The organism is Benzoatithermus flavus (assembly GCF_037908215.1).
Taxonomy (GTDB): Bacteria; Pseudomonadota; Alphaproteobacteria; order Geminicoccales; family Geminicoccaceae; genus Benzoatithermus; species Benzoatithermus flavus.
On the sequence record NZ_JBBLZC010000086.1, the window covers coordinates 1 to 727 of the forward strand.

A 727-nucleotide genomic window follows, 5' to 3' on the forward strand; every position below is an offset into this window, starting at 1 on the left:
TGAGGCATTTTCGGCGCCTGGATCCGTCAGGCGGGCACACCTCGCCGCTCGATCCACGCCAGTCGGCGCATGTTGTAGGCCAGGTTCGCCAGCGTGATCCGCGCCGTGGCGCGCCAGGCCGATGCAGCGGCTGACAAGACCCATGCGGCGCCTCTCTGCGGCGAAGACATGCTCGACGAGGCTGCGCACCCGCGCCCGGGTGGCGTTGCCACGGGCGATGTGGGCGGGCATCGGCCGTCCCCGCGGCTTCGCGCGCTGGAACTCGGCCCGCAGCCCGCGCCGGTCCAGCAGATCGCGGTTCGCTTTGCTGCGATAGGCAGTGTCGGCCCACACGCCGCTGCCCGTGTTGCCAGGATCCAGCACGGCGCCGAGCTGGGCGCCGTCGTGCCGCGCCGCGTCGGTCACCACGAAGCGACGGATGAACCCATGGGCACGATCAATGCCGAGGTGGTTCTTGTAGCCGAAGATCGGCACCGCGATCTCGGCCGGGCCGGCCGCCCCGGCGGCGGTCCGCCCGCGGCAAGGCCGCTTCGAGCTCGGTGCGAAACGCCTCGAAGTCCACCACCGCACGCAGCCGCTCCAACGGATCCCCCGCCGCCGACAGCGCCCCAAGCCGCTCCTCCGCCTCGAAGAAACCCGCCTGACCCGCCATCGCCACCCCCCTTCGCCGCGGACGGCAGCGAATCACCCCAAACCGCGCCGACGCCAGTGGTTTTTCGAGGAGTCC

The 727-nt window shown here is 71.7% G+C and carries 1 protein-coding gene and 1 pseudogene; both read right to left on the bottom strand.

Annotated features, from left to right (window positions below; all coding sequences use genetic code 11):
* The coding region (locus U1T56_RS24165; RefSeq protein WP_418162044.1) for a transposase at positions 1 to 474 on the bottom strand (474 nt) is incomplete at its 3' end.
* Positions 437 to 727: pseudogene (locus tag U1T56_RS24170) on the bottom strand (hypothetical protein); the annotation flags it as partial. The gene U1T56_RS24165 and the pseudogene U1T56_RS24170, both read right to left, overlap by 38 nt.